We start from the raw sequence: 25,675 nt of genomic DNA on the forward strand, positions 1-25,675 counted from the left end.
CGAAAGAGGACACACCATGAAAACCCCGCGAGCCATCCACTGGGTGCTGTGCGCCGTAGCAGCCGCCACCCTCATGAGTACAGGAGCGGCGCTGGCGCAAAAGCGCGATTCAATGATTCAGACCATTCCGGCGGTGCGCAACATTGACCCGGCTCTGGTCGAACTGGGCAAAAAATTGTTCCACGATCCGCGCTTGTCGCGCTCGGGCTTCATCTCCTGCGCCTCGTGCCACAACCTGAGCCGCGGCGGCTCGGACAACCTCAAGACCTCGATCGGTCACAACTGGTCCCAAGGCCCGATCAACGCGCCGACGGTGCTCAACTCCAGCCTGAACCTGGCGCAATTCTGGGACGGCCGCGCCCTGACGCTCAAAGAGCAGGCGGGCGGCCCGATTGCCAACCCGGGCGAGATGGCATCGACGCACGAGGTGGCGATGGACGTGCTGCGCAGCATTCCCGGCTATGCGAGTGAATTCCGCACCGTGTTTCGCACCGACCAGATGTCGATTGACCAGGTCACTACCGCGCTGGCGGCGTTCCAGGAAACCCTGGTCACGCCCAATTCGCGCTTTGACCGCTGGCTCGACGGCGAGGACAACGCCATCACCAAAGACGAGTTGGCCGGCTATCATTTGTTCAGGGACAGCGGCTGTGTGGCCTGCCACAACGGCCCCAACGCGGGCGGCACCTCGTTTCAGCGCCTGGGCGTGGTGCAAGCCTTTCAAAGCGTCAACCCCCAGCCGATCGGTCGCGCTGGCGTCACGGGCAGGGACGCTGACCGCTTCAAGCACAAAGTGCCGACGATGCGCAACGTCGAACTGACCTACCCCTACTTCTTCGACGGTTCGGCCAGGACGCTGACCGAAGCGGTCGACGTGATGGGCCGTTTGCAGTTGGGCCGTGTGTACACGGCGCAGGAAAATGCCCAGATCGTGGCCTTCCTGAAAACCCTGACCGGTCAACAGCCCCGCCTCATGCTGCCGATTCTGCCGCCCTCGAGCGACAAGACCCCGCCGCCACGGCCGTTCAACTGAACGCCGCAGGCGTCAGCGAAAACCGGCCTTCGGGCCGGTTTTTTTGCGCCTGGTGCGCCCGGCATGGGCGCACACCTGCGGGTGCAAATCCCGCCGTAAGCGGGTCACCGTGCGCAAAGCGAAGCGCCACTGCATGAGGCTGACCGCGCGTGGGAAGCTTTGCAAAGAGGTACCGAGCCCGTTCCAGAAACATGCCTTCCAAAACGCATGTGACCGACTGGTCTGTTGATCCGGCCCGGTGAAGTCTTAATATCCGTTCGGGCTGAGCTTGAAATCCGTTCGGGCTGAGCTTGTACCCCGTTCGGGCTGAGCTTGTCGAAGCCCTTCGACAAACTCAGCCCGAACGGGGTACAAGCCCGAACGATGCCGGGCCTAAGAGCTTGGTGCTCATTTATTTCAATGCAGAAGCTACACAATGTCGTAGGCTCTGAGCCAGATCGTGCGCTGCTGTGACGCTTGTTGAGGTCGCCCGGTACAAGACATTTTGGTGTTTTGCCAATACGCACCAGGTTTTCAGTTATAAATTCATGACTATGATTTTTGAGTATTTTTGTTTGACTGACGCGGGCCTGGTGCGGAACAACAACGAAGATGCGGTCGCGTATGACGTGCAGCATCAGATGGTGGTGCTGGCCGACGGCATGGGGGGCTATAACGCAGGTGAGGTCGCCAGCGCCATGGCCGCCGCCACGGTCATGTCTGAGATGCGGCGCTGGCTGTCTGAACATGCTCGCCTGGCCAATCAGAGCGAGCTCAGGCGGGCGCTGCAGCTCAGCCTGCAAACTGCCAACCAAACGATTTTCAACGCCGCCAACGCCAACCCGCACCACGCCGGCATGGGCACCACGGTGGTTGCAGCGGTGTTCCAAGACGCGCAGATCTTGACCGGGCACGTGGGCGATTCGCGTTGCTACCGCTGGCGCCAGGGCGTGTTGACGCAACTCACCCGCGACCACTCGCTGCTGCAAGAACAGATCGATGCCGGCTTGATCTCGCCCGAGCTGGCGCTGTTTGCCACCCATAAAAACCTGGTCACGCGCGCGCTCGGGGCCGAGGAGCAGGTGGCGGTCGAGATGAATGAATACCGCATCGAAGCCGGCGACCGGTACTTGTTTTGCTCCGATGGTCTGAACGACATGATCAGCGACGAGCACATCAAAACCATTCTGGAGCGGTCGGGAACCCTGGCGCAGACGGCGCAGGCGCTGATCGACGCCGCCAACGACAGCGGCGGGCGTGATAATGTCTCGGTGATATTGGTGCGTGTGGATTCGACGTCAGCGCGCAAGAGTCTGTTTGCGCGCGTGCTGGGTTGACGCTATAGACAAGACAGGTTTTACAGATTCCACAGGAGTCGGCCATGCCGAAAATGATCGTTTCCATCGATGGCGTTGTCATCAAAGAGGTGCAGCTCACCAAGGACCGCACCACGCTGGGCCGTCGCCCCTACAACGACATCGTGATCGACAACCTGGCGGTCAGCGGTGAGCACGCCGTGCTGCAAATGTCGGGCGCCGAGGTGTTTCTGGAAGACCTCAGCAGCACCAACGGCAGCTACGTGAACGGCAAGGCGATCAAAAAGCAGCAGTTGCACAACGGCGACACGATCGAGATCGGCAAATACAAAATCAGATTTGCGCACGACGGCGGAGCCGCCGATTCGGTCGAAAAGGCCGCTGTCATCCAGGCCGGCCAGCTGCAGTCGGCCGCCGTGCCGCTGAGGCAGGCGCTGATCAAGGTCTTGTCTGGCCCGGCCACCGGGCGCGAGGTGCCGCTGGTCAAGGTGGTCACCACCATGGGCAAGCCGGGGCTGGCGGTGGCGGCCATCACGCGCCGTCCGCACGGCTATGTGGTCGCGCTGGTCGAGGGTGCTGTCAAGCCAAGCGTCAACGGCCGGCCTTTGGGCGCCGAGGCGGTCGACCTGCACGATGGCGATCTGATTGATCTTGCGGGCACACAAATGCGCTTCGTGCTGCAGTAAGGCGCTGCAGCGCGGCGCGCGGGCGACCTCTTGGTTGCGGCGCTCCCATGCGGGCTCTGAGCCGACGCGGCCCGCGCCTGGCGCTGGCCCTGCTGCCGCTGCTCTTTGCCCTGTTGCACGCCAGCGCTGTGCTGCCGCTGGGTGCGCTGCAGCGACTGGAGCACCTGATAGAAGATGCGCGTTTGCGCGCGTTCATGCCTGCCACGCTGGAGCAGCGGGTGGTGATCGTCGACATCGACGAAAAAAGCCTGACTGAGCTGGGTCGCTGGCCCTGGTCGCGTGAGCAGTTGGCGCGGCTGGTCGATACGCTGTTTGAAGAGCAGCGCATTGCCGTGCTCGGCTTTGACATGGTGTTTGCCGAGCCTGAGCGCGCTGTTCCTCTGCACCCGCACGAACGGCTGCGTGCGCCGCGTCGTGGGACGGTTACGCAGCCAATATCGCGCCGCTGGCGCAGGCTGCACCCCGGGCCGGATTCTTCAACGCCGTGGTCGACGCCGACGGCCTGGTGCGTTCGCTGCCGCTGCTGGCGCAACACAATGGGCGGTATTACGAGTCGCTGGCGCTGGCGCTGTAGCGCTCTCACCCAGCAGGTGACTGCCTTCGTGGTCAAATGAGTGTGTGTTCCTGGGCGTTTCCAGCGCAAACTGCGCGGTCAACTGCCGGATTTAGGTTCAGTACATCTCGGCCAGTGATTTGCTGGCCGGGCGCGTGGCAGCGCGTCAGCTCGAAGGCAAGATCGTGCTGGTGGGCAGTTCGGCGCCGGGCCTGTTCGATCTGCGCGCCACGCCTGCGGGCGCGGCCACCCCTGGCGTGGAGACGCACGCCAATCTGATCGCCGGCCTGCTCGACGGTACGCTCAAACACAGACCCGACTGTGCGCTTGGCTACGAATGGGCGCAGTTCACGGGGGCTGGCTGCCATCGAGATCGGCATTGGGATGGGCACCGGTCCGATGTGCGTCGGTGACATGGGTTCAGCGCAGCGGCGCAGCTACACCGTGATCGGCGAAGCAGTCAACTTCGGCGCCTGGCTCGAAAGCCTGGCGCCCGAGTACGGCGTGGACATTGTGGCCAGCCAGGCCACCCGCGAGCAGGCCAGCGGCTTTGTTTGGCAGGAACTCGACCGCGTACACAGCAAGGGCAAAGACAGCGCTGTTGGCATCTACAGCCCGCTGTGCCCGCTCCAGGCCCAGACTGAAGAGCAGGTCGAAGAACTCGGGCGCTGGCAGTTGACGCTGGACGCCTGGCGTGCGGCAGACTGGCAGCGTTGCGCGGACTTGTTGCGCGAATTGCAAGCGCGCCATCCGCAGCGGGCCTTGTACCGGCGCAGCGCCGAGCGGGTCGCCACGACGCGCACCCGAGCCAGCAGCAATCCGGGCTGGGACGGCAGCCGCCACTGGCCCGGATGATTCCTGCCCTGCGTACAAACCCGGCACAATGGCCGACCATGAACATTCTTTTCGTTGCCGACCCGCTGCACACCTTCAAGACCCAGAAAGACAGCAGCTTTGCCATGATGCGCGAATTGCAGCGGCGCGGTCACACGCTGGCGGCCTGCGAGCCGCAGCAGTTGCAATGGTGCAGTGGCCAGCTGGTCACGGCGCTGGTGCGGCGCATCCGCCTGAGCGGCCAGGCCGACGACTGGTACCGTGTGCTGCAGCATGAGCGCGCGGCATTGCGCGACTTCGACGCCGTGCTGATGCGCAAAGACCCGCCGTTCGACAGCGAGTATTTCTACGCCACCCACTTGCTCGAGCAGGCCGAGCGCGAGGGCGCGCGCGTCTTCAACCGACCGCGCGCGCTGCGCGACCACCCGGAAAAGCTGGCGCTGATGGAGTTTTCCGAGTTCGCCCCACCCACCCTGGTGACGCGCTCACCCGAGGCGATTCGCCACTTCCACGCCGCGCAAGGCGACATCATTCTCAAACCCCTCGACGGCATGGGCGGCGCAGGCATTTTTCGCGTGGGTCCAGACGGCATGAACCTGGGCTCCATCATCGAAACCCTCAACCAGGGCGGCGCCACCAGCGTGATGGTGCAGCGCTACCTGCCGCAAATCAAAGACGGCGACAAGCGCGTGCTGATCATCGGCGGCCAACCCGCGCCTTACTGTTTGGCGCGCATCCCGCAGGGCAACGAGCAGCGCGGCAACCTGGCCGCAGGGGGCAAAGGCGTGGCGCGTGCACTCAGCGACAGCGATCGCCAGATTGCCGCCAGCCTGGGGCCGCAACTGGCGGCGCGCGGCCTGCTGCTGGTGGGGCTGGACGTGATCGGCGAACACGTCACCGAGATCAACGTCACCAGCCCGACCTGTTTTCAGGAAATCAGCGCACAGACCGGGTTTGACGTCGCCGCCCTGTTTGTCGATGCGCTCGAAGCCCGGATCAGCGCCGGCGCTTAGGTCCAGCCAGCGGCGCGTGCTATAATTGAGGGCTTTTCGGAATATTCCGAGGAGTTTTCGTTTTCGCTTTTTCCAGACGTTTAGGGACGTTTCATGCCAACCATCAATCAACTCGTGCGCCACGGCCGGGAGGTCGAACAGACCAAGTCCAAGAGCCCGGCCATGGAGAACTCGCCGCAGCGCCGCGGCGTGTGCACCCGTGTCTACACCACCACGCCCAAGAAGCCGAACTCGGCCTTGCGCAAAGTCGCCAAGGTGCGCTTGACCAACGGGTTCGAGGTCATCTCGTACATCGGCGGCGAAGGCCACAACCTGCAAGAGCACAGCGTGGTGCTGGTGCGCGGCGGTCGGGTGAAAGACTTGCCCGGCGTGCGCTACCACATCGTGCGCGGCTCGCTCGACTTGCAAGGCGTCAAAGACCGCAAGCAGTCGCGCTCCAAGTACGGCGCCAAGAAGCCCAAGGCCAAGTAATTCTGCTCGGCAGAGCAAAAAGTGCTGTTTGCCGCGTGGCGCGGTGAAGCAGCGTCGTGACCCCAGGCTCGAACGATTTCGGGTGGGTCGAGTAAGTGAGGGTTTTGTTGACCCTTGCGGTGTCTGAAAAGACGCCAACTGAAGCAATCAAGAGGTAAAAAATGCCACGTCGTCGCGAAGTCCCTAAACGTGAAATCCTGCCGGACCCCAAGTTCGGCAACGTCGAACTCTCCAAATTCATGAACGTCATCATGGAAGGCGGCAAAAAAGCGGTCGCCGAGCGCATCATCTACGGTGCCTTGGAGCAAATCGAGAAGAAAACCGGCAAGAGCCCGGTAGAAATTTTTTCGACCGCCATCAACAACGTCAAGCCGATGGTGGAGGTCAAGTCGCGCCGCGTCGGTGGCGCCAACTACCAGGTGCCGGTCGAAGTGCGCCCGGTGCGTCGCCTCGCGCTCTCCATGCGCTGGATCAAGGAAGCGGCACGCAAGCGCAGCGAAAAGTCGATGGCAATGCGGCTGGCCAACGAGCTGGTCGAGGCCACCGAGGGTCGCGGCGGCGCCATGAAAAAGCGAGACGAGGTGCACCGCATGGCCGAAGCCAACAAGGCTTTCAGCCACTTCCGCTTCTAAGCAGCAGAATCGCCCCGGTCCGAGCAGCCGAGCCGCGTGGCTCGGCGTCGGCTGCGGCAGCGCAAACCTCAAACCAGGAATCATCATGCCCCGCAACACGCCTCTTGAGCGTTACCGCAACATCGGCATTTCCGCGCACATCGATGCCGGCAAGACCACCACCACCGAGCGCATTCTGTTCTACACCGGTGTGAATCACAAGATCGGTGAGGTGCACGATGGCGCCGCCACCATGGACTGGATGGAGCAGGAGCAAGAGCGCGGTATCACCATCACGTCGGCCGCCACCACCTGCTTTTGGAAGGGCATGGACCTGTCTTTCGACGAGCACCGCTTCAACATCATCGACACCCCCGGTCACGTCGACTTCACCATTGAAGTCGAACGTTCCATGCGCGTGCTCGACGGGGCTTGCATGGTGTACTGCGCCGTCGGCGGCGTGCAGCCGCAGTCCGAGACGGTCTGGCGTCAGGCCACCAAGTACAAGGTGCCGCGGCTGGCGTTCGTCAACAAGATGGACCGTACCGGCGCCAACTTCTTCAAGGTGGTCGAGCAGATGAAGCTGCGCCTGAAGGCCAACCCGGTGCCGGTCGTGATTCCGATCGGGGCCGAAGAAGGCTTCAAGGGCGTGGTCGACCTGATCAAGATGAAGGCCATCATCTGGGACGAAGCCTCGCAGGGCATGAAATTTGAATTCCAGGACATTCCGGCCGATTTGCTGGCGCTGGCCAAAGAGTGGCGCGAGAAGATGCTGGAAGCCGCTGCCGAAGCCAGCGAAGAGCTGATGAACAAGTACCTGGAAGAAGGCGACCTGAGCGAAGCCGAAATCAAGCAAGGCATACGCACGCGCACGCTGGCGACCGAGATTCAGCCCATGCTGTGCGGCTCCGCGTTCAAAAACAAGGGCGTGCAGCGCATGCTGGACGCCGTGGTCGACTTTCTGCCGTCGCCGGTGGACATTCCGCCGGTCAAGGGCACAGATGAAGATGAAGCGCCTACCACGCGCCGCGCCGCCGACGCCGAGAAGCTCTCGGCGCTGGCGTTCAAGCTGATGACCGACCCCTACGTCGGCCAGTTGACCTTTGTGCGGGTCTATTCCGGTGTGCTGAAAAAGGGCGACACGGTCTACAACGCGGTCAAGGGCAAGAAAGAGCGCATTGGCCGCATCGTACAGATGCACGCCAACAACCGGCAGGAGGTGGAAGAAATCCGCTCCGGCGACATCGCCGCCTGCGTCGGACTCAAAGACGTCACCACCGGCGAGACCTTGTGCGACCCCGATGCCATCATCATGCTCGAGCGCATGGTCTTCCCCGAGCCCGTGATCGCCCAGGCGGTCGAGCCCAAGACCAAGGCCGACCAGGAGAGAATGGGCATTGCCTTGCAGCGGCTGGCGGCCGAAGACCCGTCGTTTCGCGTCAAGACCGACGAGGAATCGGGCCAGACCATCATTGCCGGCATGGGCGAGCTGCATCTGGAGATCATTGTCGACCGCATGAAGCGTGAATTTGGCGTCGAGGCCAACGTCGGCAAGCCGCAGGTGGCCTACCGCGAAACCATTCGCAAGACGGTGGAAGACTCCGAAGGCAAGTTCGTTCGGCAGTCGGGCGGCAAGGGTCAGTACGGCCACGTGGTGTTCAAGATCGAACCGAACGAAGCCGGCAAAGGCTTTGAATTCGTCGACGCCATCAAGGGCGGCGTGGTGCCGCGCGAATACATTCCGGCGGTGGAAAAGGGCGTGCTCGAAGCGCTGACCACGGGCGTGCTGGCCGGCTACCCGGTGGTCGACGTCAAAGTCACGCTGCATTTCGGTTCCTATCACGACGTCGATTCGTCCGAAATGGCGTTCAAGATGGCGGCCATCTTCGGCTTCAAGGAAGGCTGCCGCAAGGCCAGCCCGGTGATCCTGGAGCCGATGATGGCGGTCGAGGTGGAAACGCCGGAAGACTACGCCGGCAACGTGATGGGCGACCTCTCGAGCCGCCGCGGCATGGTGCAAGGCATGGAAGACATGGCCGGCGGCGGCAAGGCCATCAAGGCCGAGGTGCCGCTGTCCGAGATGTTCGGCTACTCGACCACGCTGCGCTCGATGTCGCAGGGCCGCGCCACCTACTCGATGGAGTTCAAGCACTACTCGGAGGCGCCGCGCAACGTGGCAGAAGCCATCGTCGCCGCGCGCGCCAAGTAAGCCTGGGCCGGTAGCGGCACGGCAGTTCTTGCTGCGGCGTGCCAGGCCTACTTCTGTTCAGATGGTCTTCGACGCCGCGCCAGCGGTTGGCCTGCTGCCCGTGGCAGGCCAGGGTCGGAAACCTTAAACCGACACGGGCCTTGTTCTTTTTGAGGAATTGAAAAATGGCAAAAGAAAAATTTGAGCGGACCAAGCCGCACGTCAACGTCGGCACCATTGGCCACGTCGACCATGGCAAGACCACGCTGACGGCGGCCATCACCACGGTGCTGGCGGCCAAGTTTGGCGGCTCGGCCAAGGCCTACGACCAGATCGACGCGGCGCCGGAAGAAAAAGCGCGCGGCATCACCATCAACACCGCGCACGTCGAGTACGAAACGGCCAACCGCCACTACGCCCACGTCGACTGCCCCGGCCACGCCGACTATGTGAAGAACATGATCACCGGTGCGGCGCAAATGGACGGCGCCATTCTGGTCTGCTCGGCCGCCGACGGCCCCATGCCGCAGACGCGCGAGCACATCTTGCTGGCGCGCCAGGTGGGCGTGCCCTACATCATCGTGTTTCTGAACAAGTGCGACATGGTCGACGACGCCGAGCTGCTCGAGCTGGTCGAGATGGAGGTGCGCGAGCTGCTCGACAAGTACGACTTTCCGGGTGATGCGACCCCGATCGTGCACGGCTCGGCCAAGCTGGCGCTCGAAGGCGACAAAGGCGAGCTGGGCGAAGGCGCCATCATGAAGCTGGCCGACGCGCTCGACACCTACATTCCGCTGCCCGAGCGCGCGGTCGACGGCACCTTCCTGATGCCGGTGGAAGACGTGTTCTCCATCTCCGGGCGCGGCACCGTGGTGACCGGTCGCATCGAGCGCGGCGTCGTCAAAGTCGGCGAGGAAATCGAGATTGTCGGCATTGCGGCGACGCAAAAGACCACCTGCACCGGCGTCGAGATGTTCAGGAAGCTGCTCGACCAGGGCCAGGCGGGTGATAACGTCGGTATTTTGCTGCGCGGCACCAAGCGCGAAGACGTGCAGCGCGGCCAGGTGCTGTGCAAGCCCGGCTCGATCAAGCCGCACACGCACTTCACCGGCGAGATCTACGTGCTGTCCAAAGACGAGGGTGGGCGCCACACGCCGTTCTTCAACAACTACCGGCCGCAGTTCTACTTTCGCACCACCGACGTGACCGGTGCGATCGAGCTGCCCGAAGGCAAAGAGATGGTGATGCCGGGCGACAACGTCTCGATCACGGTCAAGCTGATCAACCCGATTGCGATGGAAGAAGGCCTGCGCTTTGCCATCCGCGAGGGTGGGCGCACCGTCGGGGCCGGCGTGGTGGCGAAGATTTTGGCTTAAGGAGCACACGCATGTCTACCAAGCAAAAAATCCGTATTCGCCTAAAAGCGTTTGACTACAAGCTGATCGATACGTCGGCGGCCGAGATCGTCGATACCGCCAAGCGCACCGGCGCCATCGTCAAAGGCCCGGTGCCGCTGCCTACGCGCATGCGCCGTTTTGACATTCTGCGCTCACCGCACGTCAACAAAACCAGCCGCGACCAGCTCGAAATCCGCACCCACCAGCGTCTGATGGACATCGTCGACCCGACGGACAAAACGGTCGACGCCCTGATGAAGCTCGACCTGCCGGCCGGCGTCGACGTGGAAATCAAGTTGCAGTAAGCAGCCTTGCTGTTTTTCGGCGCTTGCGCTGAAATGGCTTGCAAAAATAAAGCCCGCTGGTTATACTGGCGGGCTTTTCTGATTGAGCATTCAGGTGCGCAGTCAGAGCAGCGCGCCAGGTCAAGAGAAGGCTTGGAGCAAACCCCAAACGCAGCACCCACTCGCGGGTGAGTCGCTGCACCATCAGCCCCGGCCAATTGAAGTCGGGAACGGAGAAAACAATGAGTCTTAGCAACTCCCTCGGGTTGTTGGGTCGCAAGGTGGGCATGATGCGCTTGTTCACCGATGACGGGGATGCAGTTCCTGTCACGGTGGTCGACGTCTCCAACAACCGTGTGACACAAGTCAAAACCCTGGCCAACGATGGCTACGATGCGCTGCAGGTCACCTATGGCCAGCGTCGCGCCTCCCGCGTCACCAAGCCCGAAGCGGGCCACCTGGCCAAAGCCGGTGTCGAAGCGGGTGAAATCATCCAGGAATTTCGCGTCGCCTCCGACGTCGCCGCCCGCTACCAGCCCGGCGCCGTGGTCGCTGCGCACGCCGTGTTTGCGCCCGGCCAGAAAGTCGACGTGCAAGGCACCTCGATCGGTAAAGGCTTTGCCGGCACCATCAAACGCCATAACTTCAGCTCGCAGCGCGCCTCGCACGGCAACAGCCGTTCGCACAACGTGCCGGGCTCGATCTCTATGGCGCAAGACCCTGGGCGTGTGTTCCCGGGCAAAAAAATGACCGGCCACATGGGCGACGTCACCAAGACGGTGCAAAACCTCGATGTGTTCCGTGTCGACGAGTCGCGCCAGTTGTTGCTGATCCGCGGCGCCGTGCCCGGCTGCAATGGCGGTTTTCTGACCGTGCGTCCGGCCGTCAAGGCCGCCAGCAAAGCAGGAGTGAATTGATGCAAGTCGAACTCCTCAACGACCAGGGTCAGGCCGCCGCCAATGTGGACGTGCCCGACACCGTGTTTGGTCGCGCTTACAACGAAGCGCTGATCCACCAGTTGGTGGTGGCCTACCAGGCCAACGCGCGGCAAGGCACGCGGGCGCAAAAAGACCGGCAAATGGTCAAGCACTCGACCAAAAAGCCGTTCAAGCAAAAAGGCACCGGCCGCGCACGCGCGGGCATGACCTCCTCGCCGCTGTGGCGCGGTGGCGGTCGTATTTTCCCGAACAGCCCGGATGAGAACTTCACCCAGAAGATCAACAAGAAGATGTACCGTGCCGGCATGGCCTCTATCTTCTCGCAACTGGTGCGCGAAGGCCGCTTGGCGGTGGTCGAGTCGATCAAGGTCGATTCGCCCAAGACCAAGCAGTTGGCCGACAAATTCAAGGCCATGAACCTGCAGTCGGCGCTGGTGATTGCCGATGCAGTGGACGAGAACCTGTACCTGGCCTCGCGCAACCTGCCCAATATTCTGATTGTCGAGCCGCGCTATGCCGACCCGGTTTCGCTGGTGCACTACAGGAAAGTGATCGTCACCAAGGGCGCCATGGACCAGCTCAAGGAGATGTTTGCATGAGCATCAAAAAATACGACGAAGGCCGTTTGATGCAGGTGCTGGTGGCACCCATCGTGTCCGAAAAAGCCACCCAAGAGGCGGAAAAGAACAACGCCGTGCTGTTCAAGGTGCTGCAAGACGCCACCAAACCCGAGATCAAGGCGGCGGTGGAATTGATGTTCAAGGTGCAGGTCAAGGGCATTTCGGTGCTGAACCAAAAAGGCAAGGCCAAGCGTTTTGGCAAGACCAGCGGTCGCCGCGACCACGTGCGCAAGGCCTACGTGACCCTGATGCCGGGTCAGGAACTGAACTTCGGCGGGGAGGGCATTTAATCATGGCCGTCATCAAGATGAAACCGACCTCACCAGGCCGTCGCGGCATGGTAAAGGTCACACGCGATCACCTGCACAAAGGCGCTGGTTTTGCACCGCTGTTGGAGCCGCAGTTCCAGAAGGCCGGGCGCAACAACAACGGCCATATCACGGTGCGCCACAAGGGCGGCGGTGCCAAGCACCACTACCGTGTGGTCGATTTCTGCCGCAACAAAGACGGTATCGCGGCCAAGGTCGAGCGCATCGAGTACGACCCGAACCGCACCGCTCACATTGCGCTGCTGTGCTACGCCGACGGCGAACGCCGCTACATCATCGCTCCGCGCGGTGTTGAGGTCGGTGCCACGCTGCATTCGGGCCCCGAAGCGCCGATCCGGGTGGGTAACACGCTGCCGATCCGCAGTATTCCGGTCGGATCGACGATTCACTGCATCGAGCTGCAAATCGGTAAGGGGGCACAAATTGCCCGCTCTGCCGGTGCCAGCGCCGTGCTGCTGGCACGCGAAAGCATTTATGCCCAGGTGCGCATGCGCTCGGGCGAGGTGCGCAAGGTGCACGTCGAGTGCCGCGCCACCCTGGGCGAAGTCTCCAACCAGGAGCACAGCCTGCGCCAACTCGGCAAGGCCGGTGTCAAGCGCCACATGGGCATTCGCCCAACGGTGCGTGGTACCGCCATGAACCCGATCGACCACCCGCACGGTGGCGGCGAGGGCAAGACCGGCGAAGGCCGCGCACCGGTGGATCCGTGGGGCAACCTGACCAAGGGTTACCGCACCCGCAACAACCGCCGCACGCAGTCGATGATCGTGTCGCGTCGCAAGAAGTAAAGGCTGCACACCATGACCCGTTCACTGAAAAAAGGCCCCTTCGTCGACCACCACCTGTTGGCCAAGGTCGAGAAAGCCGTCGCCACCAAGGATAAAAAGCCGGTCAAGACCTGGTCGCGCCGCTCCATGGTGCTGCCCGACTTCATCGGTCTGACGATTGCCGTGCACAACGGCAAACAGCACGTGCCGGTCTACATCACCGACCAGATGGTCGGACACAAGCTCGGCGAGTTTTCGCAGACGCGCACGTTCAAAGGCCATCCGGCCGACAAAAAAGCGAAGAAGTAAGGATTCACCATGGAAACCCGCTCTATCGTTCGCGGCGTGCGCCTGTCGGTCGACAAAGGCCGACTGGTGGCCGACCTGATTCGTGGCAAAAAAGTCGATCAGGCGCTCAACATACTGAGCTTCACGCAGAAAAAAGCCGCTGGCATCGTCAAGAAAGCGCTCGACTCCGCCATCGCCAACGCTGAACACAACGACGGCGCCGACATCGACGAGCTATTCGTCAAGACCATCTACGTCGAACAAGGCAGCACGCTCAAGCGTTTCTCGGCCCGCGCCAAAGGCCGTGGCAACCGTATCAGCAAACCCACCTGTCACATCTACGTGACGGTTGGCAACTGAAGAGGTCACAGGATATGGGACAAAAAATAAACCCGACCGGCTTTCGCCTGGCGATCTCGCGCAACTGGGCCAGCCGCTGGTACGCCAGCAACCGTGACTTCGCTGGCATGTTGGCCGAAGACATCAAGGTGCGCGAGTACCTCAAGACAAAGCTCAAGAACGCTTCGGTATCGCGCGTTGTGATCGAACGTCCGGCCAAGAATGCCCGCATCACCATTCACTCGGCGCGTCCGGGCGTGGTGATCGGCAAAAAGGGCGAGGACATCGAGAGGCTGAAGAAAGAACTGGCAATCAAGCTGGGTGTTCCGGTGGCGGTCAACATCGAAGAGGTGCGCAAGCCCGAAATCGACGCCAAGCTGATCGCCGATAGCATCACGCAGCAGCTGGAAAAACGCATCATGTTCCGCCGCGCCATGAAGCGTGCCATGCAAAACGCCATGCGTCTGGGTGCCCAGGGCATCAAGATCATGTCCTCGGGCCGTCTGAACGGGATCGAGATTGCGCGTTGCGAGTGGTATCGCGAAGGTCGCGTGCCACTGCACACGCTGCGCGCCGACATCGATTACGGCACATCGGAAGCCAAGACCACGTACGGCGTCATCGGCGTCAAGGTCTGGGTTTACAAAGGTGACACACTGGGTCGCACCGACCTGCCCGCTGCCAGCGAGACGCGCGCCGAGGAAGATCGCCGTCCGAGAGACCCCCGTGGCCCGCGCCGCGAGCGTCCGGCTGGCCCGGCTGCGCGCGCCGCCGTGCGCCGCCCGGGTGCCAACGCCGCGCCGGCCGACGGCAGCGACAAGCCCGCCGCCGCTGTGGCGGGCACCGACCCCAAACCCGCCGTTAAGCGCGTTCGCAAAGACGCACCCGCATCTGCAGCTGCGGACGGCAAAGGAGAATAAACATGTTGCAACCTGCTCGCCGCAAGTTCCGAAAAGAACAAAAGGGCCGCAATACCGGCGTCGCCACCAATGGTGCTACCGTCGCCTTTGGCGACTTTGGTCTGAAGTCGACCGATCGTGGCCGCCTGACGGCGCGCCAGATCGAATCGGCTCGCCGTGCCATTTCGCGTCACGTCAAACGGGGTGGCCGAATCTGGATTCGTGTTTTCCCAGACAAGCCGGTGTCGCAAAAGCCAGCCGAGGTCCGCATGGGCAACGGCAAGGGTTCGGTCGAGTACTACGTGGCCGAGATCCAGCCCGGCAAGGTGCTGTACGAAATCGTCGGCGTGCCCGAAGCGCTGGCGCGTGAAGCCTTCACGCTGGCGGCCGCCAAACTTCCGCTGCGCACCACGTTCGTGACGCGCATGTTGGGTCAGTGATTCAGGAGAACACCAGATGAATACTGCTGAACTGCGCCAAAAAGACGTGGCCGGCCTTGAAGCCGAAGTCAAATCGCTGCAAAAGGCCCATTTCGGTCTGCGCATGCAAAAAGCCACGCAACAACTCAAGAACAACGCCACGCTGGGCCAGACCCGACGCGCGATTGCCCGCGCCAAGACCATTCTGGCCGATAAGCAGCGCGCCGCAGTGTCCACCACAAAAGGAGCGACTCCATGACGGAAGCCAAAACATCCCTCAAGCGCACCTTGATCGGCAAGGTGGTCAGCGACAAGCGCAGCAAGACGGTGACGGTGTTGGTCGAGCGCCGCGTCAAGCACCCGCTATACGACAAAATCGTCGCCAAGTCGAGCAAGTACCACGCGCACGACGAAAACAGCGACTACAAGATGGGCGACGTGATCGAGATCACCGAAAGCCGTCCGCTGTCGCGCACCAAGAACTGGGTCGTCAGCCGCCTGGTGGAAAAGGCCGCACTGGTATAGGCCTGTTTGCGCCGCGTGCAGCGCTGAATTGAAAAGCGACCGACAATTCGGTCGCTTTTTTCATTTCCGCACCGACCGCAGCGCGGCCGGCGCGACACCTCAGGAGCAGCATATGATTCAAACGGGCGACAAAATTCCTGCCTGCACTTTGTTCGAATACCATGAGACTGCGGGCGAAGGCTGCAGCGTCGGCCCCAACCCGGTCGACACGCACGCCGCCAGCAGCGGCCAGACGATTGCCCTGTTTGCGGTGCCGGGTGCTTTCACCCCTACCTGCTCAGCCAAGCACCTGCCGGGCTATGTCGAGCACGCGCAGGACTTCCTGGCCGCTGGCGTGGACGAAATCTGGTGCCTGAGCGTGAACGACGCCTTCGTCATGGGCGCCTGGGCGCGCGAGCAAAAGACAGCGGGCAAGCTTCGCATGCTGGCCGACGGCGACGCCGCGTTCGCCAACGCCACCGGCTTGACGCTCGACCTCAACGGCAAGGGCCTGGGGCTGCGCAGCAATCGTTATTCGATGTTGATCCAAGACGGCGTGGTCAAGACGCTGAACGTCGAAGGTCCGGGCAAGTTCGAGGTCAGCGACGCCGCCACCTTGCTGGCGCAGGCCAGGTCCTTGAACGCGGCCTGAACGCGCGGTCGCTGACCCCGGCGGCGCTCAAAAGGCTGACGGGCCAGCCAGACCGACCAGCGCGTAGACCGCCAGCGCACAAAGCCCCAGCAGTGCCAGCGCGGCCAGCCGCGTGCGCAGCGTGTCGCGACTGGCCGCAGCGGGTTCGGGCAAGCGCTTGTCACCCGAGATCATGGCCTGCAGCAGGCGCTCTTTCTTCACCACGTGGTGATAGGCAATTGCCAACAGGTGCAGCGCCACCAGTACCAGCAGCAGCACTTTGCCCACACGCTTGTGGTACGCAGTTGCTTGGTTGACTGTTTCTGCACTGACAAAGGACACTAGGGGGCCAAAAAAGGCAATGTCATCGTCGCTGATCAGGCCGGTGCCGACTTGCAGCAACAGCAGCGTCAGCAAGGCAAACACCGACAGTGCACCGAGCGGGTTGTGCCCGACGTGGTGTTCGGGCTTGGCCCGGTCGCGCAGATAGGCCCACAGATCGGCCGGTGCAAAAAGAAAGCTGGAAAAACGCGACCAGTGGCCGCCAAACACACCCCAGAGCAGGCGAAACAGCAGCAGCGTGAGCATCGTATAGCCCAGGCGCAGGTGCCAATTCATCCAGTTGCCACCCAGGTTGGCGCTCAGGTACAAGCCGAGCAGGCAAAAAACCAAAGCCCAATGAAAAAGTCGGGTGGGCAAGTCCCAGACGCGGGTGTGGTGCATGGGAGGCTGTGCAGGTGAAATGTGACTGGGTGTTGGGGGCGGCGGCACCCGTGCGGTGGCAACTGCGGATTCGACACAGACATGCGATACCATCGCCGCGCAACATCGTACACGGCCGGAGTGGCGCAGGCTGGCCACACCGACGCAACAAGCCCAGATCAGGATTCCAGCATGAAAATTTTCTCATCCCTGGCTTTGGCCGGCGCGCTTGCCGCCTTGGCGGCGCCGGCCATGGCTCAGTTTCAAAAACCTGAAGACGCGGTCAAATACCGCCAAGCCGCCTTCACCGTGATGGGGGCACATTTTGGCCGCCTGGGTGCCATGGCCAATGGCCGCGTGCCGTTTGATGCCCGGGTGGCGGCCGAAAATGCGGCCGTGGTCGAGTCGCTCAGCAAGCTGCCCTGGGCTGCCTTCGGCACTGGCACCCAGATGGCCCCGTCGCGCTCCTTGCCACATGTCTGGGCCGAGCAGGCCAGGTTCCGCGCCGGCGCCGAGCGCATGCAGGTCGAAGTGGTCAAACTCAGCGCAGCGGCCAATAGTGGCGATCTGCAAGCCCTGCGAGCAGCATTCGGCCCGGCCGCCCAGAGCTGCAAGGCCTGCCACGACGATTTCCGGCGCGATTGACGGCTGCGGCAGCAGCGCGCACGCCCGGGCGTTCTCGTCAGCTCTGCGCCAGCAAGCGCTCGATCATTTGCTGCAGGGCGGCCAGGTCGGCCTCGCCCACGAACTGACGGACGATGCGGCCTTGCCGATCGACCAAGTAAGTGGTCGGCGTGAGCCTGACGTCGCCCCAGTCCCGGGCGATCTGGCCCGTGTTGTCCAGCGCCACCTTGAACGGCAGTTGCCGGGTTTGTGCGAAATTGAGCACCCAGGCCGGTGGGTCGTAGCTCATGGCGACCGCAATGGTCTCGAAACCGCGGTCCTTGAACTTGTTGTAGGTGCTGATCAGCGCGGGCATTTTCCGCACGCAGGAAACGCAGGTGGTGGCCCAGAAATTCACCAGCGTGACCCGGCCCTTGAAATCAGCGGTGCTGATCTGGCTGCCGTCGAGCAAGACAAAGGTAGAGTTCGGCGCTGCGTCGCGTCGTCCGCAGCCGCTGAGCAACGCAACCAGGCCGCACGCGCTCAGCGTCACCAACAAGCTGCGGCGGGACAAAGGCAAAGGTGTGTCGTGCGTCATGATGGATCGAAAAAGCTTGGGCGAGTCACCAGCATTGAACCGAGATTGTCCATGAGACGCAGCTGCGGCGCTGTTGGGGTGCTGGCGGCGCATGGGCGGTCATTGTTGCCCCTCATCAGTGCCCATGGCACAGGCCATGGGCTTCGCGACGTCGGGACAAAACTGCCCCGCCACTGCATCCTCAAGGCCGGCAAGCCGTCAGTCTGAGACAATCGCGCGTATGACCGAAATCCCTGCCACGCCGGGTGCTGTTGCACCCAAGGTCGGCTTTGTAAGCCTGGGCTGCCCAAAGGCGCTGACCGACTCCGAACTCATTCTGACCCAACTCAGTGCCGAGGGCTACCAAACCTCGAAAACTTTTGCCGGCGCCGACCTGGTGATCGTCAACACCTGTGGCTTCATCGACGACGCGGTGCGCGAGAGCCTGGACACGATTGGCGAGGCTTTGGCCGAAAACGGCAAGGTCATCGTGACCGGTTGTCTGGGGGCGCGTCAGGCCGCTGACGGCGCCAACCTGGTGCGCCAAATGCACCCGAGCGTGCTGGCTGTCACCGGCCCGCACGCCACGCACGAGGTGATGGCGGCGGTGCACCAGCACCTGCCCAAACCGCACGAACCTTTTATTGACCTGCTGCCGCCGCAGGGCATCAAGCTCACGCCGCGCCACTACGCTTATCTGAAAATCAGCGAAGGCTGCAAGCACCGCTGCAGCTTTTGCATCATTCCCTCGCTGCGCGGCGACCTGGTCAGCCGCCCGATTGGCGAGGTGCTGACCGAGGCGCGCAAGTTGTTTGAGGCTGGCGTCAAAGAGCTGCTGGTGGTGAGTCAGGACACCTCGGCCTACGGGCTTGACGTGCAGTACCGCACCGGCTTTTGGGACGGCAAGCCGGTCAAGACGCGCTTGTTTGACTTGGTGCGCTCGCTCGGCACCCTGGCCAAACAACACGGTGCCTGGCTGCGGCTGCATTACGTCTATCCGTACCCGCACGTCGATGAAATCATCCCGCTGATGAACGAGGGCCTGTGCCTGCCCTATCTGGACGTTCCCTTGCAGCACAGCCACCCTGACGTGCTCAAGCGCATGAAGCGTCCGGCCAGCGGGGAGAAGAATTTGGAGCGCATTGCGCGCTGGCGTGAACTCTGCCCGCAAATCGTGCTGCGCAGCAGCTTCATCGCTGGTTTTCCGGGCGAGACCGAGGCCGAGTTTGCCCATTTGCTCGATTTCGTTCGCCAGGCCCGGATCGACCGCGCGGGTTGTTTCGCCTATTCGCCGGTGCAGGGAGCGAGCGCCAACGCCTTGCCCGGCGCCCTGCCGACCGAGCTGCGCGAGCAACGCCGGGCGGCCTTCATGGCGGTGGCCGAAGCGGTGTCGGTGGAAAAATTGCGCCAGCGCGTGGGTTCAATCTTGCAGGTGCTGGTGGATGCCGCACCGGGTCTGGGCAAGAAGGGCGGGGTGGGGCGCAGCTTCGCCGACGCGCCGCAAATCGACGGACTGGTGCGTTTGTTGCCGCCGCAGAAAATCAGCAAAACCCTCAGGGTGGGCGAATTCACGCGCGCACGCGTCGTTGCGGCGCAAGGCCACGACCTGGTGGCGGAGCCGTTTTGAGCGCCGCTGCGGCATCGGCCGGGTTTTGTGCGGCTGCTCGCAGCCAAAAAAAAGACCTGCAAACGCTGGGTTTGCAAGCCTTTATGATTGGTGCCCAAGAGAGGACTCGAACCTCCACGCCTTTCGGCGCTAGTACCTGAAACTAGTGCGTCTACCAATTCCGCCACCTGGGCATCTCAGGAAAGGCGCGATCATAGCAGAAAAAATTGAGCGAAAAAAACAGCCTGTTGGCCGAATATGAAGGCGTTGTCTCGGGTCACCGCGACGGACATGGTTTTGTCATCCGCGACGATGGCCAGGCCGATATTTATCTGCCGTCTAACGAAATGCGGGCGGTGTTGCACAGAGACCGGGTGAAAGCCCGCGTCGTGCGGCTAGACCGCAAGGGCCGGCCTGAAGGGCGCGTCACCGAGATCATCGAGCGCTCCCGTGCGCCCATCATCGGTCGGCTGCTCAACGAAGGTGGCGTCTGGCTGGTGGCGCCGGAAGACAAGCGCTATGGCCAGGACGTTCTGATTCCCAGAGCTGCCACTGGCGCAGCGCGCACCGGGCAGGTGGTGGTGGTCGAGCTGACCGAGCCGCCTGCGCTGTACGGTCAGCCGGTTGGCCGCGTCAAGGAGGTGCTGGGTGAGGTGGACGACCCCGGCATGGAGATCGAGATCGCGGTGCGCAAATACGGCGTGCCGCATGAATTCTCCGACGCCGCTCTGGCGCAGGCGCGATTGTTGCCAGGGCAGGTGCGTGCCGCTGATCGCGTCCAGCGAATCGACCTGCGCGATGTGCCGCTGGTGACGATAGACGGCGAGGACGCGCGCGACTTCGACGATGCGGTTTACTGCGAACCGGCCAAGGTCGGCCGCGGCAAGGGCTGGCGCTTGCTGGTTGCGATTGCCGACGTCAGTCACTACGTGCAGACCGGCTCGGCGATCGACATCGACGCCTACGATCGCGCCACCTCGGTCTATTTTCCGCGCCGCGTCATTCCCATGTTGCCGGAGAAGCTCTCCAACGGCCTGTGCTCGCTCAACCCGGACGTCGAGCGCCTGTGCATGGTGTGCGACATGCTGGTCAACGCCAAAGGTGAGGTACACGCTTATCAGTTCTACCCGGCGCTGATGTTCAGTCACGCCCGCCTGACCTACACCGAGGTGGCGGCGCTGCTGCAAAACACCCGCGGGCCAGAAGCCGCCCAGCGCAGCGCCTTGCTGCCCGCTTTGTTGCATTTGCACGAGGTCTACCGCGCCTTGCTGGGCGCACGACAGTTGCGCGGCGCGGTGGACTTCGAGACGGTGGAGACGCAGATCGTGTGTGACGACGCGGGCCGAATCGAAAAGATCGTTCCGCGCAGCCGCAACGAAGCACACAAGCTGATCGAAGAAGCCATGCTGGCGGCCAATGTCTGCTCGGCCCACTTCATCAGCACCAGCAAGCACATCGGACTGTTTCGTGTGCATGAAGGCCCGACGCCCGAGAAGCAGGAAACCCTGCGCCAATACCTCAAGGCCATGGGGGTGGGGCAGACCATCAGCGACAACCCGCAGCCGATCGAGTTTCAGCAGATAGCCAACGCCACCAAGGATCGCCCCGAAGCGCAGCAGATTCACACCATGCTGCTGCGTTCGATGCAGCAGGCGATCTACACGCCCCACAACGAAGGCCACTTCGGGCTGGCCTTCGAGGCTTACACGCATTTCACCAGCCCGATCAGGCGCTACCCCGACTTGCTGGTACACCGCGTCATCAAGGCCATTCTGGCGGGTCAGCGCTATCAGTTGCCGGTGCTGCCAACGCCGGGCGAGGCGCAGGCCAAGCTGAGCAAGCGGCTGGCCGGACGCAGCCGCACGGGGGCGGCCGAGCCGGTCAAGAAAGCCTCGGTCGACAGCCTGGCCTGGCAGGCGGCGGGTTTGCATTGCAGCGCCAACGAGCGCCGCGCCGACGAGGCCAGCCGCGACGTCGAAGCCTGGCTCAAGTGCAAATACATGCGCGAACACCTGGGCGAGGAATTCAGCGGCGTGGTCAGCTCGGTCACCGGTTTTGGCCTGTTCGTGACGTTGGAGGCCATGTATGTCGAAGGTCTGGTACACATCACCGAACTCGGTGGTGAGTATTTTCGCTTTGACGAGGCGCGTCAGGAACTGCGCGGTGAGCGCACCGGCATCCGCTATGCACTCGGCAGCCGGGTGCGGGTGCAGGTGAGCCGGGTCGATCTGGACGGTCGGCGGATCGACTTTCGCCTGGTCACGCCGCAAGACGATGTGCTGCTGCGCGCCCTGCGTGACAAGTCCGGGCAGGATGAAGACCCGCCCGAGCCCGACGCTCGCAGCGGCAAGCCGCGCCGCGGGTCGCCCAAGCCAGCCGCAGCCACGCCCCAAACGGCGCGGCAGAAAAAGTTTCCAGCTCCAGCGGGCGCGCGCAGCGCTGGGGGAAAATCGCGCCCGAATCGGCCCTGAGCTGCCACCGCCGGCTTCCAACCCACCGCCATTGATCCCATGAGCGTCGTATTTTTTCTGCTCGACACCTTGTTTTTCTTCTTGCTGGCGGCGTGCCTGTTGCGTGCCTGGATGAATCAGCAGCGCGTCCAGATGACGGTTCAGCCCGGACGGCTGGTGTTGGCGCTGACCGACTGGCTGGTGCGGCCGCTGCGTCGCACCCTGCCGGGCCGCCTGCTGCAAAATCGCATTGACTGGGGCAGCCTGCTGGCTGCCGTGCTGCTGGCGCTGGTCCACGCCGGCTGCGAGCTGCTGCTGGCCGGCTGGCTGGTACCGGTCGATCCTGCCCCGGCGGCGTCCTTGCTGGCGGTCGTGGCGCTGGCCTTGCAGATGCTCGCGCGCACCGTGCTGCAAGGCTTGATGGTGTTGCTGCTGGTTTACGCCGTGCTGTCCTGGGTGCAGCCGCAGGCACCCGTGCTGGCCCTGCTCGAGCGCCTGTGCGGCCCGCTGTTGCGCCCGGTGCGCCGCATTGTGCCCCTGATCGGTGGCGTCGATCTGTCTGTGCTGCTGCTCATCATCTTGCTGCAAGTCGGTCTCATGCTGCTGGGCTGAACGCTCTCAAGCTCTCAGGCCAGCGGCCGCACCTGCGCGGCCAGTCGGCTCGCGCTCAGGGTGCCCAGAGGCGGCAAGCCGACGCCCCACTGGTCGGCCAGCCAGCCGTGCTGGAACACCGCCTGCGCCACCCGAGGCAGTGCCTGCGCCATCGTTGCGCCGCCCAGTGGGGCCAGCGCGCCGCCGATCAGGCCGGCCAGCACGTCGCCGGTGCCGGCGCTGGCCAGCGCTGCGTTGCCGCTCGGGTTGATCAGTGCCGTCTGGCCCGGCGCGACGATCAGGGTGCCCGAACCCTTGAGCACGCACAGGGCGGCGTAGCGTTCGGCCAGGGTGTGCGCGGCCAGCAGGCGGTCGGCCATCACCGCCGCTGCGCTGCTGCCCAGCAGCCGCGCCGCTTCCTGCGCGTGCGGCGTCAGCACCGTGATCCAGCCGCGCGCGCCGCGTTGCTGCAACAGGGTTTGCAAGGGACGCTCGTGCGCCACTGCATTTAGCGCATCGGCATCGAGCACCAGGCGGGGCGCGCACGCCAGCACGCGCGCCAGCACGGCCGCCACCGATGCGCCGCCTCCACAGCCGCAGACGAGCGCCGCGCTGGACAACAAGGCGCTGTCGAGCAGCGCCGCTGGTGTACGCAGCATCAATTCCGGGCAGATGGGGTCCCAGTGCAGCGCGGGAGCGTCACTTGGTGCGCCCAGCAGGCCGACGAACACGCGCCCGGCACCGGCGTGCAGGGCGGCGCGGGCCGCCAGCAGGGCCGCACCGGTCATGCCGGCGCCGTCGACCCGCATGTCTTGTCCGCCCAGCACCAGCACATCGCCCTGGCTGCCCTTGTGACTGATGTGGAGGCGGCCAGTCCGATCGGCGCCGCCATCGGTGCGGCCGGCCAGCCAGGCGCAGGGCGGCGGCAGTTGGGCGGCGGCAGTTTGTAGCGGATCGAACCAGACCTGACCGGCCGCGTCGCGGCCGTCGGCGGTGAACAGGCCGGGCTTGAGCGTCAGCAACGCCAGGGTGTGGCGCGGTCCGCTGGGTGCGCGCTCGCCGGTGGTGTGCGGCCAGCCGGCCAGCACGCCGGTGTCGGCGTCCAGCGCGCTGGGCAGGTCTACGCACAGCAGCGGGGCGCTGCTGTGCCGCAGCAGCGCCAGCCATTGCGCCAGCACACCCTGCGGCGACGCGCGCGCGCCAATGCCGAGCAAAGCGTCGATCGCCAGGTCAAACTGTTCGGGCGCTTGTTCGGCAAAGCGCACGCCGGCCTGTTGGGCTGCCGCCAGCGCCCAGCGCGCGTCGGGTGGCGCTGGCGCGGTCTGCGGGCCGTGCTGCAAGGTGTGCGTGACCAGCACCTCGGGCCCGCCGGCCTGCGTCTGTGCCCACTGGTGCAAATGGGTCGCCGCCACCAAGCCGTCACCGCCGTTGTTGCCGCTGCCGCAGGCGATCCAGATGCGCCGCGCGTGCGGCGCCAGCGCCCGCGCCAGACACGCAACGGCCCAACCGGCGCGCGCCATCAGCGTGTGCGGCGGCAGACCGACCGCCGCGGCTTGCTCGATGGCGCGCGTGGCCGCGACGCGGTAGAGCGGGTGGGTCTGGGTCGAGTCGATTCGGTACATCTGCGCTAGCGGTGTCGAATGTCTGAGCTGGTTCAGATTCGGGTTCAGAGTCCGAGCCGCTGCGGGGCAAAGCCGGCCAGGTCCAGATCGGTGACGCGGCCTTGCATCTGGTCGGCCAGGGCGCGGGCACAGCCGCAGGCCAGTGCCCAGCCGCTGCCGCCGTGGCCCAGGTTGAACCAGACGGCGGGCAGCCGGGATTGGCCCAGCAGCAAGCCGGCATCAGGCAGAAAAGCCTGCGCACCCTGCCATTCTTGCACGCCGCCGCCACCGAATCGGGCCGCGCCGGGAAACCAGTCCGACAAGACCTGGTGCAGACGGCGCAGCTCGGCGGCCGACTCGCGTGCAGGGGCGCCGCCGAATTGCAGGCCGCCAGCCACGCGGATGCGCTGGCCCAGGCGCGTGATAGACACCTGCTGGTGTGCATCCAGCACCGCTGCGGCCGGTGCGTCCAGCGGTTCGCGCAGCGCTGCGCTGATCGAATGTCCATAAACCGCTTGCAGCGGCAGATGCAAACCCAAGGGGCGCAGCAGCGCCGCGCTGGTGGCTCCGGCGCAAACCACCACCGCGTCAAAGCGCGACTCGTGGCGCGCATCCTGCCCCGCTTGGCAGTGGGTCAGCGTCACGCCGCCCGCTGTGCTGAGGCGCTCGACCGTGTGGGCAAATTCGAAGCGGCAACCGCGTTGCTGCGCCTGCGCTTTGAGCAGCAGGGCGAATTGACGGCAGTTCACCGCTGTCGCCTCGGGCAGCCAGAGCGCTGCATGCAAGGGGGTATGGGCATTCAGGGCCGGCTCGACCTGGTGCGCCTGCGCGCGCGACAACATCTGGTGTGGCCAGTCCTGCTCGCGCAGCCACGCCAGCGCACTGTGGGCCTGAGCCTGATTTGCTTCGCTGCGCCAGAGCACCAGCAGTCCCTGGGCGCGGTCGTGGGTCAACTGCAAGCTGCTGCTCAAGGCGTCCAACCGCTGCTGGCTGTAGCGCGTCAGCAGGTGCAACTGCGCCGCTGCAGCGCGGTGCGCGCCCGATGTGCTGGCGCGCAAGCACTGGCGCAACCACTGCCACTGGCTGGCGCGCGGCAGGCCGACCAGGCGCAGCGCCGCAGCGCTGTGTGGGCCGGGCAGCAGTTGACGCAACCCCCGATCCGGGCTGTGCAGCGGCACGCTCCAGCCGGCAGCGATCAGGCCGCCGCAGGCAAAACTGGCTTCTTCGGCGGCGGTCTGGCGGCGCTCGAAGACCGTCACTTCGTGGCCATCGAGCGTGAGCTCGTAAGCGCTGGTGATGCCGACGATGCCGGCGCCGATGACAGCCAGCTTCATGGCGAAGACGCTGCGCCGAGGCGCAGCCGCGGGGCTGGCGTGGTCTTGAACGGGTCGGATTCGGCGCGCTGCACAAGGTGTTGCATGAAGGGGTGGTTGGGAGTGGGTGGCG

The 25,675-nt window shown here is 63.9% G+C and carries 31 protein-coding genes, 1 tRNA gene and 1 pseudogene; 28 read left to right on the plus strand and 5 right to left on the minus strand.

Going from position 1 to position 25,675, the window contains the following annotated elements; all coding sequences use genetic code 11:
* Window positions 1-16: 16 nt before the first annotated feature.
* From EST26_RS02275 to EST26_RS02390, 24 genes and pseudogenes are all read left to right on the plus strand, one after another.
* Window positions 17-1,033 (plus strand): cytochrome-c peroxidase, encoded by a 1,017-nt coding sequence (locus tag EST26_RS02275; RefSeq protein ID WP_291065049.1) that lies wholly within the window; start codon window positions 17-19, stop codon window positions 1,031-1,033.
* A gap of 527 nt (window positions 1,034-1,560) precedes the next feature.
* Window positions 1,561-2,349: a Stp1/IreP family PP2C-type Ser/Thr phosphatase gene (locus EST26_RS02280; RefSeq protein ID WP_366474156.1), complete on the plus strand. Its 789-nt coding sequence runs from the start codon at window positions 1,561-1,563 to the stop codon at window positions 2,347-2,349.
* Window positions 2,350-2,393: 44 nt separating this feature from the next.
* Window positions 2,394-3,014, plus strand: a complete 621-nt coding sequence (locus tag EST26_RS02285; protein ID WP_291065051.1) for an FHA domain-containing protein — start codon at window positions 2,394-2,396, stop codon at window positions 3,012-3,014.
* Window positions 3,015-3,061: 47 nt separating this feature from the next.
* A pseudogene (locus EST26_RS02290) lies at window positions 3,062-3,358 on the plus strand (CHASE2 domain-containing protein); the annotation flags it as partial.
* 140 nt (window positions 3,359-3,498) lie between these two features.
* Window positions 3,499-3,588, plus strand: coding sequence for a hypothetical protein (locus EST26_RS02295; protein ID WP_291065269.1), 90 nt, complete (start codon window positions 3,499-3,501; stop codon window positions 3,586-3,588).
* A 134-nt stretch (window positions 3,589-3,722) separates the two neighbouring features.
* The gene (locus EST26_RS02300) at window positions 3,723-3,980 is read left to right on the plus strand and encodes a CHASE2 domain-containing protein (protein ID WP_291065053.1); all 258 of its coding nucleotides are present in this window, start codon (window positions 3,723-3,725) and stop codon (window positions 3,978-3,980) included.
* Window positions 3,952-4,422, plus strand: coding sequence for an adenylate/guanylate cyclase domain-containing protein (locus tag EST26_RS02305; RefSeq protein WP_291065055.1), 471 nt, complete (start codon window positions 3,952-3,954; stop codon window positions 4,420-4,422). The genes EST26_RS02300 and EST26_RS02305 overlap by 29 nt, the downstream gene beginning before the upstream one ends.
* Before the next feature lie 38 nt (window positions 4,423-4,460).
* The gene (gshB, locus tag EST26_RS02310) at window positions 4,461-5,414 is read left to right on the plus strand and encodes a glutathione synthase (RefSeq protein ID WP_291065057.1); all 954 of its coding nucleotides are present in this window, start codon (window positions 4,461-4,463) and stop codon (window positions 5,412-5,414) included.
* Window positions 5,415-5,507: 93 nt separating this feature from the next.
* A complete protein-coding gene (rpsL, locus tag EST26_RS02315) occupies window positions 5,508-5,885 on the plus strand; it encodes a 30S ribosomal protein S12 (protein ID WP_291065059.1) in 378 nt (125 codons plus the stop codon).
* A gap of 161 nt (window positions 5,886-6,046) precedes the next feature.
* Complete coding sequence (gene rpsG / locus EST26_RS02320) at window positions 6,047-6,517, plus strand: 30S ribosomal protein S7 (RefSeq protein ID WP_291065061.1); 471 nt, start codon at window positions 6,047-6,049, stop codon at window positions 6,515-6,517.
* Between the two features lie 85 nt (window positions 6,518-6,602).
* Window positions 6,603-8,705, plus strand: a complete 2,103-nt coding sequence (gene fusA, locus EST26_RS02325; RefSeq protein ID WP_291065063.1) for an elongation factor G — start codon at window positions 6,603-6,605, stop codon at window positions 8,703-8,705.
* 164 nt (window positions 8,706-8,869) lie between these two features.
* Entirely contained in the window at window positions 8,870-10,060 is a 1,191-nt protein-coding gene (gene tuf / locus EST26_RS02330) for an elongation factor Tu (protein ID WP_291065065.1), read from the plus strand.
* Window positions 10,061-10,071: 11 nt separating this feature from the next.
* Window positions 10,072-10,386 (plus strand): 30S ribosomal protein S10, encoded by a 315-nt coding sequence (gene rpsJ / locus EST26_RS02335; protein WP_291065067.1) that lies wholly within the window; start codon window positions 10,072-10,074, stop codon window positions 10,384-10,386.
* A 221-nt stretch (window positions 10,387-10,607) separates the two neighbouring features.
* A complete protein-coding gene (gene rplC, locus EST26_RS02340) occupies window positions 10,608-11,282 on the plus strand; it encodes a 50S ribosomal protein L3 (protein ID WP_291065069.1) in 675 nt (224 codons plus the stop codon).
* On the plus strand, window positions 11,282-11,902 hold the full coding sequence (rplD, locus tag EST26_RS02345; protein ID WP_291065071.1) for a 50S ribosomal protein L4: 621 nt from the start codon (window positions 11,282-11,284) through the stop codon (window positions 11,900-11,902). The genes rplC and rplD overlap by 1 nt, the downstream gene beginning before the upstream one ends.
* Window positions 11,899-12,213 carry a 50S ribosomal protein L23 gene (gene rplW, locus EST26_RS02350; protein ID WP_291065072.1) on the plus strand — a complete coding sequence of 105 codons (315 nt, stop codon included), beginning with the start codon at window positions 11,899-11,901 and terminating at the stop codon, window positions 12,211-12,213. The genes rplD and rplW overlap by 4 nt, the downstream gene beginning before the upstream one ends.
* 2 nt (window positions 12,214-12,215) lie before the next feature.
* A complete protein-coding gene (gene rplB / locus EST26_RS02355) occupies window positions 12,216-13,040 on the plus strand; it encodes a 50S ribosomal protein L2 (protein ID WP_291065074.1) in 825 nt (274 codons plus the stop codon).
* A gap of 12 nt (window positions 13,041-13,052) precedes the next feature.
* The gene (rpsS, locus tag EST26_RS02360) at window positions 13,053-13,328 is read left to right on the plus strand and encodes a 30S ribosomal protein S19 (protein ID WP_291065076.1); all 276 of its coding nucleotides are present in this window, start codon (window positions 13,053-13,055) and stop codon (window positions 13,326-13,328) included.
* A 9-nt stretch (window positions 13,329-13,337) separates the two neighbouring features.
* Window positions 13,338-13,667, plus strand: coding sequence for a 50S ribosomal protein L22 (gene rplV / locus EST26_RS02365; RefSeq protein ID WP_291065078.1), 330 nt, complete (start codon window positions 13,338-13,340; stop codon window positions 13,665-13,667).
* Between the two features lie 14 nt (window positions 13,668-13,681).
* The gene (rpsC, locus tag EST26_RS02370) at window positions 13,682-14,566 is read left to right on the plus strand and encodes a 30S ribosomal protein S3 (RefSeq protein ID WP_291065080.1); all 885 of its coding nucleotides are present in this window, start codon (window positions 13,682-13,684) and stop codon (window positions 14,564-14,566) included.
* Between the two features lie 2 nt (window positions 14,567-14,568).
* Window positions 14,569-14,985, plus strand: coding sequence for a 50S ribosomal protein L16 (gene rplP, locus EST26_RS02375; RefSeq protein ID WP_291065082.1), 417 nt, complete (start codon window positions 14,569-14,571; stop codon window positions 14,983-14,985).
* 16 nt (window positions 14,986-15,001) lie between these two features.
* Window positions 15,002-15,223, plus strand: a complete 222-nt coding sequence (rpmC, locus tag EST26_RS02380; RefSeq protein ID WP_291065084.1) for a 50S ribosomal protein L29 — start codon at window positions 15,002-15,004, stop codon at window positions 15,221-15,223.
* Complete coding sequence (gene rpsQ, locus EST26_RS02385; RefSeq protein WP_291065086.1) at window positions 15,220-15,489, plus strand: 30S ribosomal protein S17; 270 nt, start codon at window positions 15,220-15,222, stop codon at window positions 15,487-15,489. Before rpmC ends, rpsQ begins: the two co-directional genes overlap by 4 nt.
* A 112-nt stretch (window positions 15,490-15,601) precedes the next feature.
* Window positions 15,602-16,120: a peroxiredoxin gene (locus tag EST26_RS02390; protein WP_291065088.1), complete on the plus strand. Its 519-nt coding sequence runs from the start codon at window positions 15,602-15,604 to the stop codon at window positions 16,118-16,120.
* 27 nt (window positions 16,121-16,147) lie between these two features.
* On the opposite strand, the gene EST26_RS02395 is transcribed toward EST26_RS02390, so the two are convergent.
* Entirely contained in the window at window positions 16,148-16,822 is a 675-nt protein-coding gene (locus EST26_RS02395) for a cytochrome b/b6 domain-containing protein (RefSeq protein ID WP_291065090.1), read from the minus strand.
* Window positions 16,823-16,993: 171 nt separating this feature from the next.
* Between EST26_RS02395 and EST26_RS02400 the strand changes: the two genes are divergently transcribed.
* On the plus strand, window positions 16,994-17,446 hold the full coding sequence (locus tag EST26_RS02400) for a cytochrome c (protein ID WP_291065092.1): 453 nt from the start codon (window positions 16,994-16,996) through the stop codon (window positions 17,444-17,446).
* Window positions 17,447-17,483: 37 nt separating this feature from the next.
* Here the strand turns inward: EST26_RS02400 and EST26_RS02405 are convergent, their stop codons facing one another.
* On the minus strand, window positions 17,484-17,960 hold the full coding sequence (locus tag EST26_RS02405) for a TlpA disulfide reductase family protein (RefSeq protein ID WP_291065271.1): 477 nt from the start codon (window positions 17,958-17,960) through the stop codon (window positions 17,484-17,486).
* Between the two features lie 262 nt (window positions 17,961-18,222).
* Here EST26_RS02405 and rimO point away from each other — a divergent pair, with 262 nt between their 5' ends.
* Entirely contained in the window at window positions 18,223-19,608 is a 1,386-nt protein-coding gene (rimO, locus tag EST26_RS02410; protein WP_291065094.1) for a 30S ribosomal protein S12 methylthiotransferase RimO, read from the plus strand.
* A gap of 88 nt (window positions 19,609-19,696) precedes the next feature.
* On the opposite strand, the gene EST26_RS02415 is transcribed toward rimO, so the two are convergent.
* Window positions 19,697-19,781: transfer RNA gene (locus EST26_RS02415), tRNA-Leu, on the minus strand.
* A gap of 33 nt (window positions 19,782-19,814) precedes the next feature.
* Between EST26_RS02415 and rnr the strand changes: the two genes are divergently transcribed.
* The gene (rnr, locus tag EST26_RS02420; RefSeq protein WP_291065096.1) at window positions 19,815-22,058 is read left to right on the plus strand and encodes a ribonuclease R; all 2,244 of its coding nucleotides are present in this window, start codon (window positions 19,815-19,817) and stop codon (window positions 22,056-22,058) included.
* 39 nt (window positions 22,059-22,097) lie between these two features.
* Entirely contained in the window at window positions 22,098-22,649 is a 552-nt protein-coding gene (locus tag EST26_RS02425) for a YggT family protein (protein WP_291065097.1), read from the plus strand.
* Window positions 22,650-22,663: 14 nt separating this feature from the next.
* Here EST26_RS02425 and EST26_RS02430 read toward each other — a convergent pair whose 3' ends face one another.
* Together EST26_RS02430 and EST26_RS02435 are read right to left on the minus strand one after the other, a co-directional pair.
* Window positions 22,664-24,250: an NAD(P)H-hydrate dehydratase gene (locus EST26_RS02430; protein WP_291065099.1), complete on the minus strand. Its 1,587-nt coding sequence runs from the start codon at window positions 24,248-24,250 to the stop codon at window positions 22,664-22,666.
* A 44-nt stretch (window positions 24,251-24,294) separates the two neighbouring features.
* Window positions 24,295-25,563: an FAD-dependent oxidoreductase gene (locus tag EST26_RS02435; RefSeq protein ID WP_291065101.1), complete on the minus strand. Its 1,269-nt coding sequence runs from the start codon at window positions 25,561-25,563 to the stop codon at window positions 24,295-24,297.
* Window positions 25,564-25,675: the final 112 nt, after the last annotated feature.

The organism is Hydrogenophaga sp., assembly GCF_014773545.1.
Lineage (GTDB): Bacteria > Pseudomonadota > Gammaproteobacteria > Burkholderiales > Burkholderiaceae_C > Hydrogenophaga.